Annotated in this window: 15 protein-coding genes; 10 read left to right on the forward strand and 5 right to left on the reverse strand. The window is 68.4% G+C overall.

What is annotated here, in order from left to right:
• Positions 1-10 precede the first annotated feature (10 nt).
• Together ACT3S6_RS00735 and ACT3S6_RS00740 are read right to left on the reverse strand one after the other, a co-directional pair.
• Entirely contained in the window at positions 11-685 is a 675-nt protein-coding gene (locus ACT3S6_RS00735) for a LuxR C-terminal-related transcriptional regulator (RefSeq protein WP_444553309.1), read from the reverse strand.
• The gene (locus ACT3S6_RS00740) at positions 682-2,004 is read right to left on the reverse strand and encodes an ATP-binding protein (RefSeq protein WP_444553310.1); all 1,323 of its coding nucleotides are present in this window, start codon (positions 2,002-2,004) and stop codon (positions 682-684) included. The genes ACT3S6_RS00735 and ACT3S6_RS00740 overlap by 4 nt, the downstream gene beginning before the upstream one ends.
• A gap of 124 nt (positions 2,005-2,128) precedes the next feature.
• Here ACT3S6_RS00740 and ACT3S6_RS00745 point away from each other — a divergent pair, with 124 nt between their 5' ends.
• From ACT3S6_RS00745 to ACT3S6_RS00765, 5 genes are all read left to right on the forward strand, one after another.
• Positions 2,129-3,403: a PspC domain-containing protein gene (locus ACT3S6_RS00745; protein WP_444553311.1), complete on the forward strand. Its 1,275-nt coding sequence runs from the start codon at positions 2,129-2,131 to the stop codon at positions 3,401-3,403.
• Positions 3,400-3,852, forward strand: coding sequence for a hypothetical protein (locus tag ACT3S6_RS00750; RefSeq protein WP_444553312.1), 453 nt, complete (start codon positions 3,400-3,402; stop codon positions 3,850-3,852). Before ACT3S6_RS00745 ends, ACT3S6_RS00750 begins: the two co-directional genes overlap by 4 nt.
• Positions 3,853-3,892: 40 nt before the next feature.
• Positions 3,893-4,141, forward strand: a complete 249-nt coding sequence (locus ACT3S6_RS00755; RefSeq protein WP_444553313.1) for a PspC domain-containing protein — start codon at positions 3,893-3,895, stop codon at positions 4,139-4,141.
• Positions 4,142-4,312: 171 nt separating this feature from the next.
• Positions 4,313-5,341 (forward strand): 6-phosphofructokinase, encoded by a 1,029-nt coding sequence (locus ACT3S6_RS00760; protein WP_444553314.1) that lies wholly within the window; start codon positions 4,313-4,315, stop codon positions 5,339-5,341.
• A 43-nt stretch (positions 5,342-5,384) separates the two neighbouring features.
• A complete protein-coding gene (locus ACT3S6_RS00765) occupies positions 5,385-6,119 on the forward strand; it encodes a GNAT family N-acetyltransferase (RefSeq protein WP_444553315.1) in 735 nt (244 codons plus the stop codon).
• Between the two features lie 34 nt (positions 6,120-6,153).
• Here the strand turns inward: ACT3S6_RS00765 and ygfZ are convergent, their stop codons facing one another.
• From ygfZ to ACT3S6_RS00780, 3 genes are all read right to left on the reverse strand, one after another.
• Positions 6,154-7,227, reverse strand: coding sequence for a CAF17-like 4Fe-4S cluster assembly/insertion protein YgfZ (ygfZ, locus tag ACT3S6_RS00770; protein ID WP_444553316.1), 1,074 nt, complete (start codon positions 7,225-7,227; stop codon positions 6,154-6,156).
• A 1-nt stretch (position 7,228) separates the two neighbouring features.
• On the reverse strand, positions 7,229-7,828 hold the full coding sequence (locus ACT3S6_RS00775; protein ID WP_444553317.1) for an FABP family protein: 600 nt from the start codon (positions 7,826-7,828) through the stop codon (positions 7,229-7,231).
• Positions 7,829-8,024: 196 nt separating this feature from the next.
• A complete protein-coding gene (locus ACT3S6_RS00780; protein ID WP_444553318.1) occupies positions 8,025-8,918 on the reverse strand; it encodes a permease in 894 nt (297 codons plus the stop codon).
• Positions 8,919-9,053: 135 nt separating this feature from the next.
• On the opposite strand from ACT3S6_RS00780, the gene mshD reads away from it, so the two are divergent.
• The 5 genes from mshD (at position 9,054) to ACT3S6_RS00805 (ending at position 14,568) form a co-directional block, all read left to right on the forward strand.
• The gene (gene mshD / locus ACT3S6_RS00785; RefSeq protein WP_444553319.1) at positions 9,054-10,037 is read left to right on the forward strand and encodes a mycothiol synthase; all 984 of its coding nucleotides are present in this window, start codon (positions 9,054-9,056) and stop codon (positions 10,035-10,037) included.
• Positions 10,038-10,131: 94 nt separating this feature from the next.
• A complete protein-coding gene (locus ACT3S6_RS00790; protein WP_444553320.1) occupies positions 10,132-12,342 on the forward strand; it encodes an RNA degradosome polyphosphate kinase in 2,211 nt (736 codons plus the stop codon).
• Positions 12,342-13,310: an NUDIX hydrolase gene (locus ACT3S6_RS00795; protein ID WP_444553321.1), complete on the forward strand. Its 969-nt coding sequence runs from the start codon at positions 12,342-12,344 to the stop codon at positions 13,308-13,310. The genes ACT3S6_RS00790 and ACT3S6_RS00795 overlap by 1 nt, the downstream gene beginning before the upstream one ends.
• Positions 13,311-13,392: 82 nt before the next feature.
• Positions 13,393-13,740, forward strand: a complete 348-nt coding sequence (locus ACT3S6_RS00800) for a GNAT family N-acetyltransferase (RefSeq protein WP_444553322.1) — start codon at positions 13,393-13,395, stop codon at positions 13,738-13,740.
• Positions 13,741-13,803: 63 nt separating this feature from the next.
• Positions 13,804-14,568, forward strand: a complete 765-nt coding sequence (locus ACT3S6_RS00805) for a DUF1648 domain-containing protein (protein ID WP_444553323.1) — start codon at positions 13,804-13,806, stop codon at positions 14,566-14,568.
• Positions 14,569-14,594 lie beyond the last annotated feature (26 nt).

Here is a 14,594-nt window from a genome sequence, read left to right on the forward strand (position 1 = left end):
GGGCCGTGGGTCAGAGGATCCGGCGGTCCACGGCCCATCGGGTGAGTTCATGCCGGTTGGACAGCTGCAGCTTGCGCAGGACCTTGGAGACATGGGTTTCAACGGTCTTCACCGAGATGAACAGCTCCTTGGCCACTTCCTTATAGGTGTAGCCGCGGGCGATGAGGCGCATGACCTCCAATTCCCGGGCGGACAGCAGGTCCAGCTCGTCCTCGGCGCTGACCCCGGCCTGGGTCCCGAAGGCGTCCAGGACGAAACCCGCCAGCCGCGGGGAGAACACCGCGTCCCCTGCCGACACCCGGATCACGGCATCGGAGATCTCGGCCCCCGAAATGGATTTGGTCACGTAGCCGCGCGCCCCGGCCCGGATGACGGTCACCACGTCCTCGGCCGCATCCGAGACGCTCAGCGCCAGGAAGCGCACGTCGGCCAATAATGCGGTGCATCCGGCCAACACCTCGGCACCGCCGCCGCCACGGCCTCCGGGCAGGTGCACATCAAGCAGGACGACGTCGGGGCGTTGTGCGGTGACGATCCTGATGGCTTCTTCCACGGTGGCGGCCTCCCCGACCACCTGGAGCCGATCGTCCAGATCGGATTTCAGTCCGGAACGGAAGATTGCGTGGTCATCGACCACCACGACCCTGGTCCGCCGCGCTGCCGCGGCCGGTTCGAGCGTATTCACCGGTTCGACTCCTCGTTTGGTTCATGCTTCATGGACAGGTGCACCTCGGTGCCCCCGGTATTGCTGGAAATGGTGGCGGTCCCGCCGTTGCGCTGCATGCGCCCGATGATCGATTCGCGGACCCCCAGGCGGTCCTGCTCCAGGGCCTCCGGATCAAACCCCGTTCCGCGATCGCGGATGAAGACATCGATTCCTTCCGGGGAGGCTTCCACGTAGACGGCCACGGTCCCGCCGGCATGCTTGGCCGCATTGAGCATGGCTTCACGGGCGGCCTGCACCACGGCGTCGTGCCCTTCAAGGCCCTCGAGGTCCCCGACGGCGACCACCTCGATCACCGCGTCATGGGACTCCTCAAGCCGGGCCGCTTCAGCCCGGATGTCCGCGCAGATGCCCCCTGCCGCCGCCGGGGCCTCCCGGTAGAGCCATTGACGTAGTTCCCGTTCCTGGGCCCTGGCCAGGCGAAGAACCTGGGCCTCGTCACCGGCGCGCATCTGGATCAGGGCCAGGGTCTGCAGGACCGAATCGTGCAGGTGCGCGGCGATCTCTGCCCGTTCCCCCACCCGAACCCTATTCGCCCGCTCGGATTCGTAGTCCCGCCAGAACCTGAGCCCCCACGGGGCGAGGACCAGCAGGATCCCGGCCAGGACGATGACGGCGACGAAAACCCCGTTCCACAGCGACTCAAGACTCACCGCCCCCGAGACCAGGAAGATCAGCCCCAGGACGACCAGTGCGACGCCTCCCACCAGACGCACCATTCCGGCGGCGCGTTCGGCCCCGGCGGCCTTGCGCAGCCCACGCCGCCGGCCCGCGTCGAGCTGCAACCAGGCCAGGACGGCACCGGCGATGATCAGCACGGCCGGCCAGATCAGCCCCCAGGCCACGGCCAGGCCCTGCATCTGGGCGAAGAGCAACACGCTCAGCAGCAGCAGGCCCGCGCCGGCGAGGACCTGGCGCCCTGCCAGGCCCCCCAGCCGCAGGGACCACCGGCCCCCCGCCCCCGAGGTCGAGGCGGCGCCCGGAGCCGCGGGCCCCTGCCGCTGCGTTCCGGGGACAGCCCCGGCATCGGCGGCCAGGGCGATGGGGCCTCCGGCGCGGGAACGCTCGGCCTCCTCCAGGGCGTCTTCACGGGACGGGACCATGACCCACAGCCAGCCGTACAGCACGATCCCGGCCCCGGCGAACACGGTCAGCAGGACCATCCCGATGCGGATGTTGCGCACGGGGTGGTTCAGGTGGACCGCCAATCCGGCGCAGACTCCTCCCAGGACGCGCGGTTCGGCACGCACCAGGGGTGGGCGGCTGCGCGTTTCGGTCATGACCCCATACAAACATGCCCGGACCCGTTCACCACTCCCGCTCAGGGGAATGGGGGGAAGGATCAGGGGGCGTTCAGGGCAGACCCCGATGGTGGCGGGAGCCCCGACGGGCAAGGATGGAAGCATGAATCACGCACCTGTAGAAAATTCCTTCTTCCGCTGGCTCCGGGGGCTGGGCGTCGAGCGCGGTGAACACCACTGGATCGGTGGTGTCTCCTCCGGGCTGGGACGACGCTTCGGCATCGACCCCGCACTGTCCCGCGGCCTGTTGTTGATCGTCGTCGTCTTCTCCGGCGTCGGGCTCCTGCTCTACGGGCTGGCCTGGGCCCTGCTGCCCGACTCCGAGGGGCGCATCCACCTCCAGCAGGCAGGACGCGGCCACTGGAGCAGCGGGATGACCGGGTCGCTGATCTTCGTGGTCATCGGGGTCGTCAACGGGCCCTCCTTCCTGGGCGGCTGGCGATTCGACCCCGGCAACTCCTGGTGGAGCAGCCTCATCTGGACCGCCATCTGGGTGGGCGCCATCATCTGGTTCTTCTCCACCCGGTCCACCCGTCGGGAGAACCGCCTCAACCGGCAAGGCCCCCCGGCCGGCCACGGGCCGGAGGGGACCACCCTTGACCCGGAAGCCCCGCGGGCTTCCTCCATGCCTCCCGCAGGCCCGGACACCCCGGGTTCTGCCGCCCCGTCAATGGCTGCGGGTCCCGCCCAGCCCGGAAAGGCTCCCATGACCACCACACCCCCACCCCGCCCGGTCCGGGCCCGCCCGGCCCTTCCCGGCCACACCGTCGCGATCCTGCTGGGCGTGGCCGTGCTGGTCGCCGGGTCCGTCATCCTCACCGCGATGAACGGGATCCTGGACTACGGGGGGCGCGAGGTCACCGTGGCCCTGGCCGCCGCATTGACCGTGTTGGGCGCCGGCCTGGTTGGCGCCGCCCTGCGCTCGCTACGCGGAGGGGCGCTGACCGGATTCACGATCGCGTTGCTCGTCCCCACCCTGCTGGTCAGCGGACTCGGGGCCCAATATGCTCCGAGCGTCAACTGGCCCGGGCCGGTCGTGCAACGGTCGGGCCAGGAGTACACCTACGTCTTCAACAACGGGACCCTTGACCTGACTCCGTACGGGAACGACATGAAGGAGGACACCAAGCTGTCGGTGACCAACGTCTTCAGCAACCTGAAGATCGTCATCCCGGAGGACGTCCCGGTGAAGATCACCGCCGACTCGGCCTTCTATTCGCTCCAGGTGCCCGACGACGACGGCGTGCGCAAATACTCGGGCATCGCCAGCGGGGACACCATCAACCTCAACGCCGACGCCGATGGTCCGGTCCTGCACCTAGACATCGACGGGGCCTTCAATTCCATCGACATCACCTCCAAGGAGGTCACACCATGAGCACCCCCCACCCCGAACACCAGCCCGACCAGGGTCCGGACGAAACGCAGCCCGACCAGCCGAGCGGGCCCATCGAACCCTCCGGGGACCCGACGACGCCGATCGGCACCACCGGGCCCGCCCCCTCCACGGAGTCCCCCGCCTCGGACCCCTGGCCGACGACGGCACCCACCGAAACCGGCCCCCGCTCCCCGGGCCCGGCGGCAGCCCCCGGTGAAGAGGCTCCGCTGGTGGCCGAGGAACCCCAGGGGATGCCGTTGGGGACCTTCGTCTTCGGCCTCGTGGTCCTGGCCGTGGGACTACTGATCCTGGTTTCAGTCCTCTACGGCATCACCTTGTCCGGGAGCACGGTGGCCATCATCCTGTTCCTCGGGGCCGGACTCGTGTTGGTCGTCGGTGGTCTCGTGGCGGCACGCCGGGCCTCCCGGACGCACCCCTCCCGGTCCTGATAGCGTCACTGTCCAGCAGCACACCACGAAAGGAATCCCCATGGAATCCGTCTACAAGTCCCTGCGGGCCATCCCGTTCCGCCGCGGTCCGCAGCGTTTGGCCGGCGGCATCGCCGGGGGAATCGCCCGGGCCACCGGCTGGGATGTGACCATCGTCCGGATCGCCATCCTGCTCAGTTTCGTGCTCCCGTTCATCGGCGTGCCGCTGTATCTGGTGCTCTGGCTCCTCCTGCCCTTCCACGACGACACCCTCCCCCTGGAGCGCATCATCAAGACCGCCCGCCAGTAGTGGCACCGACGGTCCGGCCCCGGACGGGGCCGGGCCGTGTGACGTGTTCAGGTGTCGCTGTGGTGGCCGTCTCATGGGCCAGTTGCTAGCATCGACGTGTTGAGCTCAACGTCGCGCTCCGATCAAGGTCCCTCACCGGGACGAGAACCCGACGAAAGCACACACATCACCATGCGCATCGGAATCCTGACCAGCGGCGGAGACTGCCCGGGACTGAACGCCGTCATCCGCGGGGCGGTCCTGAACGGCATCAAGAGCCACAACCACGAATTCGTGGGCTTCCTCGACGGCTGGCGCGGAGTCGTCGAAGGCGATGTCGTCGATCTTCCCCGCGAACGCGTCCGCGGCATCTCCAAGCAGGGCGGCACCATCCTGGGCACCTCCCGCACCAACCCCTTCGACGGGGACCACGGTGGGCCGGAAAAGATCCAGCAGACCCTGGACCGGTTGGGCGTCGACGCCGTCATCGCCATCGGAGGCGAAGGAACACTGGCCGGGGCCAAACGGCTGACCGACGCCGGGGTGAACATCGTGGGGGTCCCCAAGACCATCGACAACGACCTCGACGCCACCGACTACACCTTCGGCTTCGATACCGCAGTCGCCATCGCCACGGAGGCCATCGACCGGCTGCGGACCACCGGTGAATCCCACCACCGTTGCATGGTGGCCGAGGTCATGGGCCGCCATGTCGGTTGGATCGCCCTGCACTGCGGCATGGCCGCCGGGGCCCACGCGATCCTCATCCCCGAGCAGCACACGACCATGGAACAGATCAACGCCTGGGTCCTCGAAGCCCGGGACCGCGGACGCGCCCCCCTGGTCGTCGTCGCCGAGGGGTTCGTCCCCGAAGGTGCGCAGGAAGCGTATTCGGATCGTGGCCATGATTCCGTCGGACGCCCCCGGCTGGGCGGGATCGGGGACCAGCTGGCCTACCGCATCGAGGCCGATACCGGCATCGAAACCCGGGCCACCGTACTCGGACACATCCAGCGCGGCGGCGTTCCCAGCGCCTTCGACCGGGTGCTGGCCACCCGGCTGGGCATGGCCTCCGTGGACGCCGTGGAGGAAAAGGCCTGGGGCAACATGGTCGCCCTGCGCGGCACCAACATCCACCGGGTGCCGTTCCAGGCGGCGCTGAACAACCTCAAGCGTGTTCCCCAGCACCGGTACGACGAGGCCTCGCTGCTCTTCGGCTAGCTCCGACGGGCCTTGCGGGCCGGCGATCAGTAGTGTGGTGAGCATGGAACTGGAGACCGGAACGCTGGCCATCATCGCCTTGGCGTGGGCCCGACGATTGAACATGGAGGACTCCGCCCTCGCCTCGGTGGCGATGGGCGGGGACACCCCGCTGCGGATCAACCATTGCGATGAGGACACCTCGACGGTGACGTTCCTGCGCTTCGGTGCCGGATCGGTGCTCTGCGGCCCCGCCTGGCTGCTGCAGGCCGCCGCCGATACCGCCGATGAGGAACTGGCGGCCGAAGCGGTTCTGCTGGGCCTGCTGCGCGACCACGGCGACGGATCGGCCCGGGGGCTGGGCGAATCCCTGCTCTACCACGCCGACCAGCCTCCGGAGATCGTGGAATCGAGTACGACCCTGGTCTCCGATGAGGCCTCGACCGCCGTCGAACTCGAGGAATTGTGTCCCCGCGACGATCTGGCCGGGGTCCGGCTCTCCGCCCAGGACCGGGCCTTCACCCTCGTCGCCGAAGAGGGCCGGGCCGCCCTGGCGGGAGCCGGGTATTCGGTCTGGGAAGGGCTCATCGCCGATCTGAAGGTCCTCACGGCACCGGCGCTGCGGCGGCATGGACTCGGGACCTACATCGCCGCGGTGGCCGCCGACGACGCCCTCAGTGAAGGGTTCGTGGCCCAGTTTGCCGCCGATGTGAACCATAAGGGCGCCCAGCGTCTGGCCGATGCCCTGGGGCTCGTGCTCTCCGGATCCCTCACCCGGGCCAGCCTGGGCGGGGAATAAGGCACACGCCCACGGCACGGCCCGGGGGGCCGGCCTAGCGGCGCGGGCGGAGGAACCCGGTGGCCCGGCCCACGACCTGGCCGGCGTCCGGAGTCACGATCGTTTCCTGGTTCACCGGGTACTCCTCGTCACCATCCACCACGGTCAAGGCCGCCTCGGGATCGGTGTTGCGTCGCACGACGGCCAGCGCGATCGGCCCGGCTTCGTAATGCCAGGCGACGGAGGTGACCCTGCCGACGGTCTTCTCCCCCAGTTTCACTTCGCTGCCGGCGGCCGGATGGGAGTGCATGCTGCCATCCAGATGCAGGAAGACCACCCGACGCGGCGGACGGCCCAGGTTGTGGACCCGGGCGATCGTCTCCTGGCCCTTATAGCAGCCCTTGTCCATGTGGACGGAAGTGCGCAGCAGATCCAGTTCGTGGGGAATGGTCTTTTCATCGGCATCCACGGCCACCCGTGGACGCCATGCGGCCACGCGAAGCGCCTCGGCTGCCATGGTCCCCGCCAGCGGCAGTTGCCCGATGGCGGATTCCAGTTCGGCCCGCGGAACCAGGTATTCGATCCAGACCCGGCCCGTGCCAGCGTGCTCGGGGGCCGAATAGGCGTAGCCTCCGGTGCTGATGCCCGGCCACGGATCCCGCCAGGCGGTGAATCCGGCCAGTACTTCGAGCGGGGCTCCGGCGCCGACCACGGCCCAGTCGGCCGTGGCGTCGTGGACCTCGACACGCAGCGTGAAGCGCATGGCGTCGAGCCAGGAGGCCAGCGGGGCCGCGTCGGCGGCCTCCACGATCAGCCAGGTCGTCTCGCCATCGTCGATGACGCGGCAGGCATATTCGATGCGTCCCTGCACGGTCAGCAGCAGTGTTTCGCTGCTTTCCCCCGGAGCCAGGCCGAGCAACAGCTGGCTGGAGAGGGTGTTCAGCCAGGAGAGCCGGTCGACACCGCTGACGGTGACGACTCCCCGATGCGACAGGTCCACGACGGCTTCCCCGGCGTCGAGTCGGCGTTGTTCGGGCAGCGGCTCACCGTAATGGGCGGGGACACCGGCATCGATGCCGGTGCCTTCGATGGCCCCGTCGCGTCCGAGCAGTGGTGATTTCCACGTCATGTCATGCCTCCTTCGTCAAGGCGGCCGAAGCATGGGCCGCCAAGGCAGCGCCGCCGGCGGCGACATCCCAACGCCAGAAGAGCTGGCCGTTGACCAATCCATACATCCGCGTGGCCGCGGAGAAATCCCGGGAGTTGGACCCACGGACGACCATGTCCGTGGCCAGCTCGATGCGCGGACCGTTGATGTTGCCGTAGTAGAGCTCGCACACCCCTCGCGGGTGGGCGATGTTCACCACGATGTTGAATCCGCCTTCGGGGGCCCGCAACGCCTCGACGCCGTCGGCCGTGCGCAGGGCGGGGACGATGTCGCCGGGGATCAGGCCGGGTCCTCCATCGGCGTCCTCCAGGGGACGGTCCAGTCCCCAATAGCCCTGCTCGGTGGCCAGCGGGCGCAACTTATTGCCCTCTTCGTCACTGAGCCAGCTCTCGGCCCGGTAGGACAAGTAGGGAGTGGAGTCGTGGGTGAACTCCACCCGCTGCACGAAGTGGGCGTCGTCGCCCTCTCCTTCGCCCAGCCGTCCGGCACCTTCCCAGGTGCCGATGAGCCAGGAGAGCGGGACGAGTTCGGGGGTCAGGTCGGTGGGTAGCTCAATGGGCATGCAGTACGGTCCTGCTACTTCTGGCCCTTGAACAGGCGAGTGACGACCAGACCGGCGAAGCCGGCCATCCCCAGCCCGGCAACGACCAGCAGGGTGATGAAGAAGATCTCTAGTGCCATGTAATTCGATTCCATGGTTCCATCCTAACGCCGTGCCGCCGTGAAAGGGATTCGGTGTCCGGCAGGCGGGATCGGGCTCAGTGCAGGAGCATTCGTTCCACGTAGTAGACCAGCGCCCCCGAGGCGATCACGCAGGCCACACCGACGGCAATGGCGCCCCGGATCCCCAGCACCCCGGCGTCCTTGCCCGCGACCGTGCCCTGCTCCGCCGACGGGGAAGCCGCGATCCCGAGGACGTCGTCCCGGGGTCCGGCCGTGGCCCCGGGAGCGCCCGGTGCCACGGTGGAGAAGGATCCGCCCCGCAGCACCTGTGCCTCCGAGACCACCAGGACGTGGAAGCAGACGACGACCGACCCCACCACGGCCCCCACCACGACGGCCGGGATCACGGAGACATCGACGACCAGGACGCTGGCGACCCCACCCACCAGGATGGCGGCGAGCCAGCCCAGCGGGGCCGTCAGGCGTTCGGGCCAGGGGATGGCGCTGACCAGGACGGCGGCGGCGATGCTCAGTCCCGACAGCAGCATCATCGACCCGTTGCCGGCGTTGGGGGCCAGCCGGTCGGCGGCGACCCACCCGCTGCCGAACACCACGACCAGCACGCCGGCGCACCCACCCAGGGTCGATTCGAGTCGTTGCCGCTGGCCGGTCCCGCGCAGCAGTTGGGTCACGAAGACCAGGATCACTCCCAGGGCACCGAAGGCGCCCATCCACTGCAGCGGGGACGGCATCGGGGCCACGGTCGCCGCCGTCGACGCCCCGAGGCCGGCGAGCGCGATCACCGCGCTGAGGGGCCAGGGGGCGGGCAGGCCCACCAGGCGGGGGTAGCCCCAGGCAAACACCAGGACGCTGACGCAGACCACCGCCCAGATGGCCCAGCTTCCGGCTTCTGCCGGACCGACGTAACTTGCGGCGACGAGTGCGGCGACCGCCACGAGCGAGGCCGTGGCAAAGGTTTTGGTTCTCACGCCTTACATCCTGCCTCATCGGCCCGGTCGAGGGCAGCACGGGGACCCTGTCCATCGGGCGACTTCGGAGCACGACGCGCCCCGACGGGGAGTCGCGGACTGCACAAGCGGGCCCACCGGGGATAGGTTGGGTGCATGAGCGCGACCCAGAACACCGATTGGACCATCACCCTTGCCAACGGCAGGCCGGATCAGGACCTATTGCGTCGGATCACCCACCTGTCGGCGGAGGCCGAGGACAGTGACGGCAACCCGCCGCTGAGCGACCAGACCATCGTGGAACTGCGTACCGGGGAGGCCTCCGAGGGCCTCATGGTCGTCACCGCCTGGCTCTGCGACGACGACGGGGCGGTCTCCGGCGAGCTGGTCGGGGTCGCCGTGGCGGTCTCCACTGCCGACTCCGCCTCCGGGACCCTCGAACTGGTCGTCCACCCCGAATACCGCAACGACGGGATCGGCGCCGCCCTGCTGGCCGCTCTCGATGCCAGATCCCCGCTGGAGGCGATGCAGGCGTGGTCCCACGGCAACCATGCCGCGGCGTCCCGGTTGGCCCAACGTCACGGGTTCGTGCCCGTCCGCGAACTATGGCGCATGCGTTTGATGCACGATGCCGGTCTTCCCGCCGCCGAGATGCCTGCCGGATATCGGCTGCGCCGTTTCGTCCCCGGGCAGGACGAGGACGCCTGGCTGGCCGCCAATGCCGCCGCGTTCGTCGACCATGCCGAGCAGGGGTCGATGACCAAGGCCGATCTGTTGGCCCGGATGGAGGAGGACTGGTTCGATCCCGAGGGCTTCCTGATCGCCGAGGCCGGGGACGGTTCGATCGCCGGTTTCCATTGGACGAAGGTCCACCCACCGCTGAAGGACAGTGCCACCGGTGCCCATCAGAGCCTCGGGGAGGTCTACGTGGTCGGGGTGGTCCCCGCGGCCCAGGGCACGGGACTGGGCCGGGCCCTGACCATTGCCGGCATCGAGCATCTGCGCTCCCGCGGGCTGCAGGCCGTCATGCTTTATGTCGACGCCGACAACACCGCCGCCGTCGGGCTCTACAACAAGCTCGGTTTCACCCGCTGGGACGTGGACGTGATGTACGCGCACGGTACGTCGGCCGCCGGGTAAAGTAAGGCAGGCATGCACCGTCGCCCCCGCGCCGGAATCGTGGGCGCCACGGAGCATGCCCCACTGCACAGATTTGTACGTTAGGACAGACCCGATGGACAGCACCTCCGTAGCCGCAGCAAGCTTTGGCGACGGTGATGTGCCATCGGCCAGGGCCACCCAGGACCGGATCGAGCTGCCTTTGTTCGACCCGCCGCTGGGCCCGGACGGGGATTTCACCCTCGATCGTTTCCTGGACCGCGAGGTCAGCTGGCTGGACTTCAATGCCCGCGTGCTCGAGCTCGCGGAGGACCCCGATCTGTACCTGTTGGAGCGCATCAGCTTCCTGTCGATCTTCGCCTCCAACCTCGACGAGTTCTTCATGGTCCGCGTCGCCGGGCTCAAACGGCGCATCGCCACCGGTCTGGCCGTCCCCTCGGCCGCCGGGGTCAGCCCCATCGACCAGCTGGAGGAGATCCTGGTCATGGCCAAGGAACTGCAGCTGCGTCACGCCCACGTCTTCGCCGAGACGCTGCGCCCGGCGCTGGCCACCGAACAGATCGTGATCACCCGCTGGGAGCAGCTGGACCAGGCGGCGCAGGAGGAGATGCGGCGCTGGTTCGTCGCCCAGGTCTTCCCGATCCTGACTCCCCTGGCCGTGGATCCGGCCCACCCCTTCCCCTATATCTCGGGGCTGTCGCTGAACCTGGCGGTGATCGTGCGCAACCCGGTCAGCAGCAAGGAGCTCTTCGCCCGGTTGAAGGTCCCGGACATGCTCCCGCGGCTGATCTCGGTGGATGGGCCCCGCGCCGGGAACACCGCAGGACGGCTGGCCCGGTTCATCCCGCTGGAGGATGTGATCGCCCAACACCTGGAGTACCTGTTCCCGGGGATGGAGGTCGTCGAGCACCACACGTTCCGGGTGACCCGCAACGAGGACCTCGAGGTCGAGGAGGACGACGCCGAAAACCTGCTCCAGGCCCTGGAGAAGGAACTGCTGCGCCGTCGGTTCGGCCCGCCGGTCCGACTGGAGGTCGCCAGCGACATCAACCCCACGATCCGGGACCTGCTCGTCCGTGAGCTCGGGGTCGAGGAGGACGAGGTCTTCGCGGTGCCGGCCCCCTTGGACCTGCGCGGGCTCTCGGTCATCGCCAACATCGATCGGGCCGATCTGCACTATCCCAAGCAGCTGGCCCACACCAGCCGGGACCTGAATCCCTCGGAGACCTCCAAGGCGGCCAATGTGTTCGCCGCGATGCGCCGTCGGGACATCCTGCTGCACCACCCCTACGATTCGTTCTCGACCTCGGTGCAGGCCTTCCTGGAGCAGGCGGCCGCCGACCCGAAGGTCCAGGCGATCAAGCAGACCCTGTACCGCACCTCGGGCGACTCCCCCATCGTCGATGCCCTGATCGATGCCGCCGAGGCGGGCAAGCAGGTGCTGGCCCTGGTGGAGATCAAGGCCAGGTTCGACGAGCAGGCCAATATCTCCTGGGCCCGCAAGCTCGAGGAGGCCGGCGTCCATGTGGTCTACGGGATCGTGGGGCTGAAGACCCATTCCAAGCTCTCCCTGGTCATCCGCCGTGAGGGGGACCGGCTGCGTCGGTACTGCCATATCGGCACCGGCAACTACCACCCGCGCACGGCCAGGTACTACGAGGACCTGGGCTTGCTGACCACCGATGAGCAGGTCGGGGAGGACCTGTCCCGGCTGTTCAACCAGCTCTCCGGCTATGCACCGCGTTCGACGTTCAAACGCCTGCTGGTGGCTCCGCGCTCGCTGCGCTCCGGACTGATCGACCGCATCGACCAGGAGATCCACCACCGCGAGGCAGGACGCGAAGCCCGGGTGGTCATCAAGGTCAACTCCATGGTCGACGAGGCCATCATCGATGCCCTGTACCGGGCCAGCCAGGCCCAGGTGAAGGTCGATGTCATCGTCCGCGGGATCTGTTCGCTGCGCCCGGGGGTACCCGGGTTGAGCGAGAACATCAGGGTCCGGTCCATCCTGGGCCGTTTCCTGGAGCATTCCCGGGTCTTCGCCTTCCACAACGACGCGGACCCCGTGATCTACATCGGCTCGGCCGATATGATGCACCGCAACCTGGACCGCAGGGTCGAGGCCCTGGTCAGGATCTCCAATAAGGAGGACGTGGCCGAACTGCAGCGCATCCTGGACCGCTACCTCGACGAGGGCACGGCCAGCTGGCATCTGGACTCGGACGGCGATTGGACCCGCCATCACCTCGGCCCGGACGGGGAGCCCCTCTCCGACGTGCAGTCGTGGCTGTTGGAATCCCGCCAGCGGTGGGCGGCCCGCCGCTGATGTCACTGGTACTGCGCACTTCCGATGACCCACTGGTCACCGGCGGGACCGTCAAGGTGCTCGCGGGTGGGGCGATTCCCTGGCGGATCTCCGACGGCGAGCTGGAGGTCCTGCTGATCCATCGCGGGAAATATGATGACTGGTCCTGGCCCAAGGGCAAGCTCGACGACGGCGAAACCCTCCCGCAGTGCGCCGTGCGGGAGGTCCGGGAGGAAGTGGGGCTGGACATCACCCTGGGCATCCCGTTACCGGCCATCCGCTATCCGGTGAAGGCCGGACCGAAGGTCGTGTATTACTGGGCGGCCCGGGTCTCCGGCGAGCGCATCGAACCCGATGGCCACGAAGTCGATGCGGCCCGGTGGGTCTCCCCCTCCGAGGCCCGGCGTCAGTTGACGAACCCTTCGGATATCGACCCGCTCGACACCCTCGAGGGCGCCTACATCAACGGGCGTCTGGCCACGGTGCCGTTCATCGTGGTCCGCCACGCCAAGGCGAAGCCCCGGTCGAGCTGGACCAAGGAGGAGGGCAAACGTCCGCTGGCCGCCACCGGTAAGCGCCAGGCGCTGGAGGTGGATGCGCTGCTGTCGGCCTGGCGTCCCGAACGGGTGGCCAGCAGCCCGTGGACGCGCTGCATCCAGACGGTCTCCCCGTATCTGAAGCGCCACGACCTGGGTGTGAAGCTGGTTCCGGCCTTGACCGAGCATGAGGCCAAGCGCCGCCCGTCCACCGCACGCAAGGCGGTGTTGAAGCTGTTGAACAAGGGCGTGCCCCAGGCCGTGTGCACCCACCGGCCGGTCCTGCCCCTGGTGTTCGACGCGATGGCCGAGCGGCTCCCCGGGCCCTTGGCCCGTTTCCTACCGGCGACGGACCCCTACCTGCGCCCCGGCGCCATGGTCGTGCTGCATCTGCCGGTGACGAAGCTGCGCAAACCGGTGTCGGTGGAGGTCTTCGAGACCTTTGACGACTGAGACCACGCCGTCGGGCAGGTAGTGCCCGGGCGGTGCGCCGAGTAGGGTCGGAGCACAGCTATCCGTCGTTCCAGGAGGTAATGTGACCGCCGACCACGAGCCACAGGCAGTACCGGGCTGGCGTCCGGAAAAGATCGTCCACGAGGGTCTGCGACTGGAGCATGACGACGACCGTGGCCGGTATGCGCTCTGGCAGCACGACGAATTCATCGGCTTCCTCGGGTACAGCACCGATCCGCAGAGCGGGATCGTGACCCTGCAGCACACCATCATCGATGAAGCCCATGGACGCCATGGCTATGCCCGGGCCCTGGTCACCCTGGTGCTTGACGAATTGCGTGCCGAACAGCGCCGGATCCTCGTCGAATGCAGCTACATCCAGGACTATCTGGACCGCTACCCCGAATATCAGGACCTGGTCGTCGAATAGGCCGGGACACGACGTCGGGAAGCGTGGCCGGTCGGCAGCCCGGGAACCACTAGCATCGAGGCCATGACGATGACGATCACCGAGAACGTCCTGGCCCGCGGTCGAGGCCCGATCTGGCTGACCTACCTGGTGGGGCTGGCGATCCTGGTCGGGACCCAGCTGTACGGCTTGGGTCTGTATGCGGGGCTGCCCGAGACGATCCCGACCCATTGGGGGCCCTCCGGCGCCCCGGATGCCTTTGCGGATAAATCCCCCGGCACCGTCTTCGGCATGTTGTGGGTCGGCGCGGGCATGATCGTCCTGCTGGCGTTCATCGCCGCTGTGGTTCCGGCGATGTCCCCGGCCCGCAGAAAGCGCTCCGAATACGGCCTGGTCCGCCGCGAGGGGATGATTCGCGGAACCATCGGCGCCCTGGGGTCGACCTCGATCGCCCTGGCTGCCGTGTTCGCGGGCCTGGCGCTCGAAGGCTGGCTCAGGCCGGAGCACGTGGGAGGTTGGTTCGCCGTCTTCCTGGCGCCGATCCTGCTGGTTCCCATCGGTTGGGCCATGTGGCGGGGTTCGCGCTGGGGCCGGCGCCGCGTCGTCGAACTGGGCCTGCACCCCGATGAGGACGAAGCCGCCGAGGAACGCCGGTGGGTCGCCGGCGGGCTGTTCTACAACGACCCGGCCGATCCGCAGATCCTAGTTCCCAAACGGGAGGGGACGGGGATGGGGTTGACCATCAACATCGGCAACCCGAAGGGCAAATGGGCCATCGTCATCCTTCTGCTCCTGATCGTCGGCCTGCCCATCGCCATGTCGCTGGGCATCGCAGCAGGGACCGGCTAGGCACCGGAGGGCCGGTAGACTTTGGC

Source organism: Arthrobacter sp. AOP36-C1-22 (assembly GCF_052377515.1).
Taxonomy (GTDB): Bacteria; Actinomycetota; Actinomycetes; order Actinomycetales; family Micrococcaceae; genus Arthrobacter_H.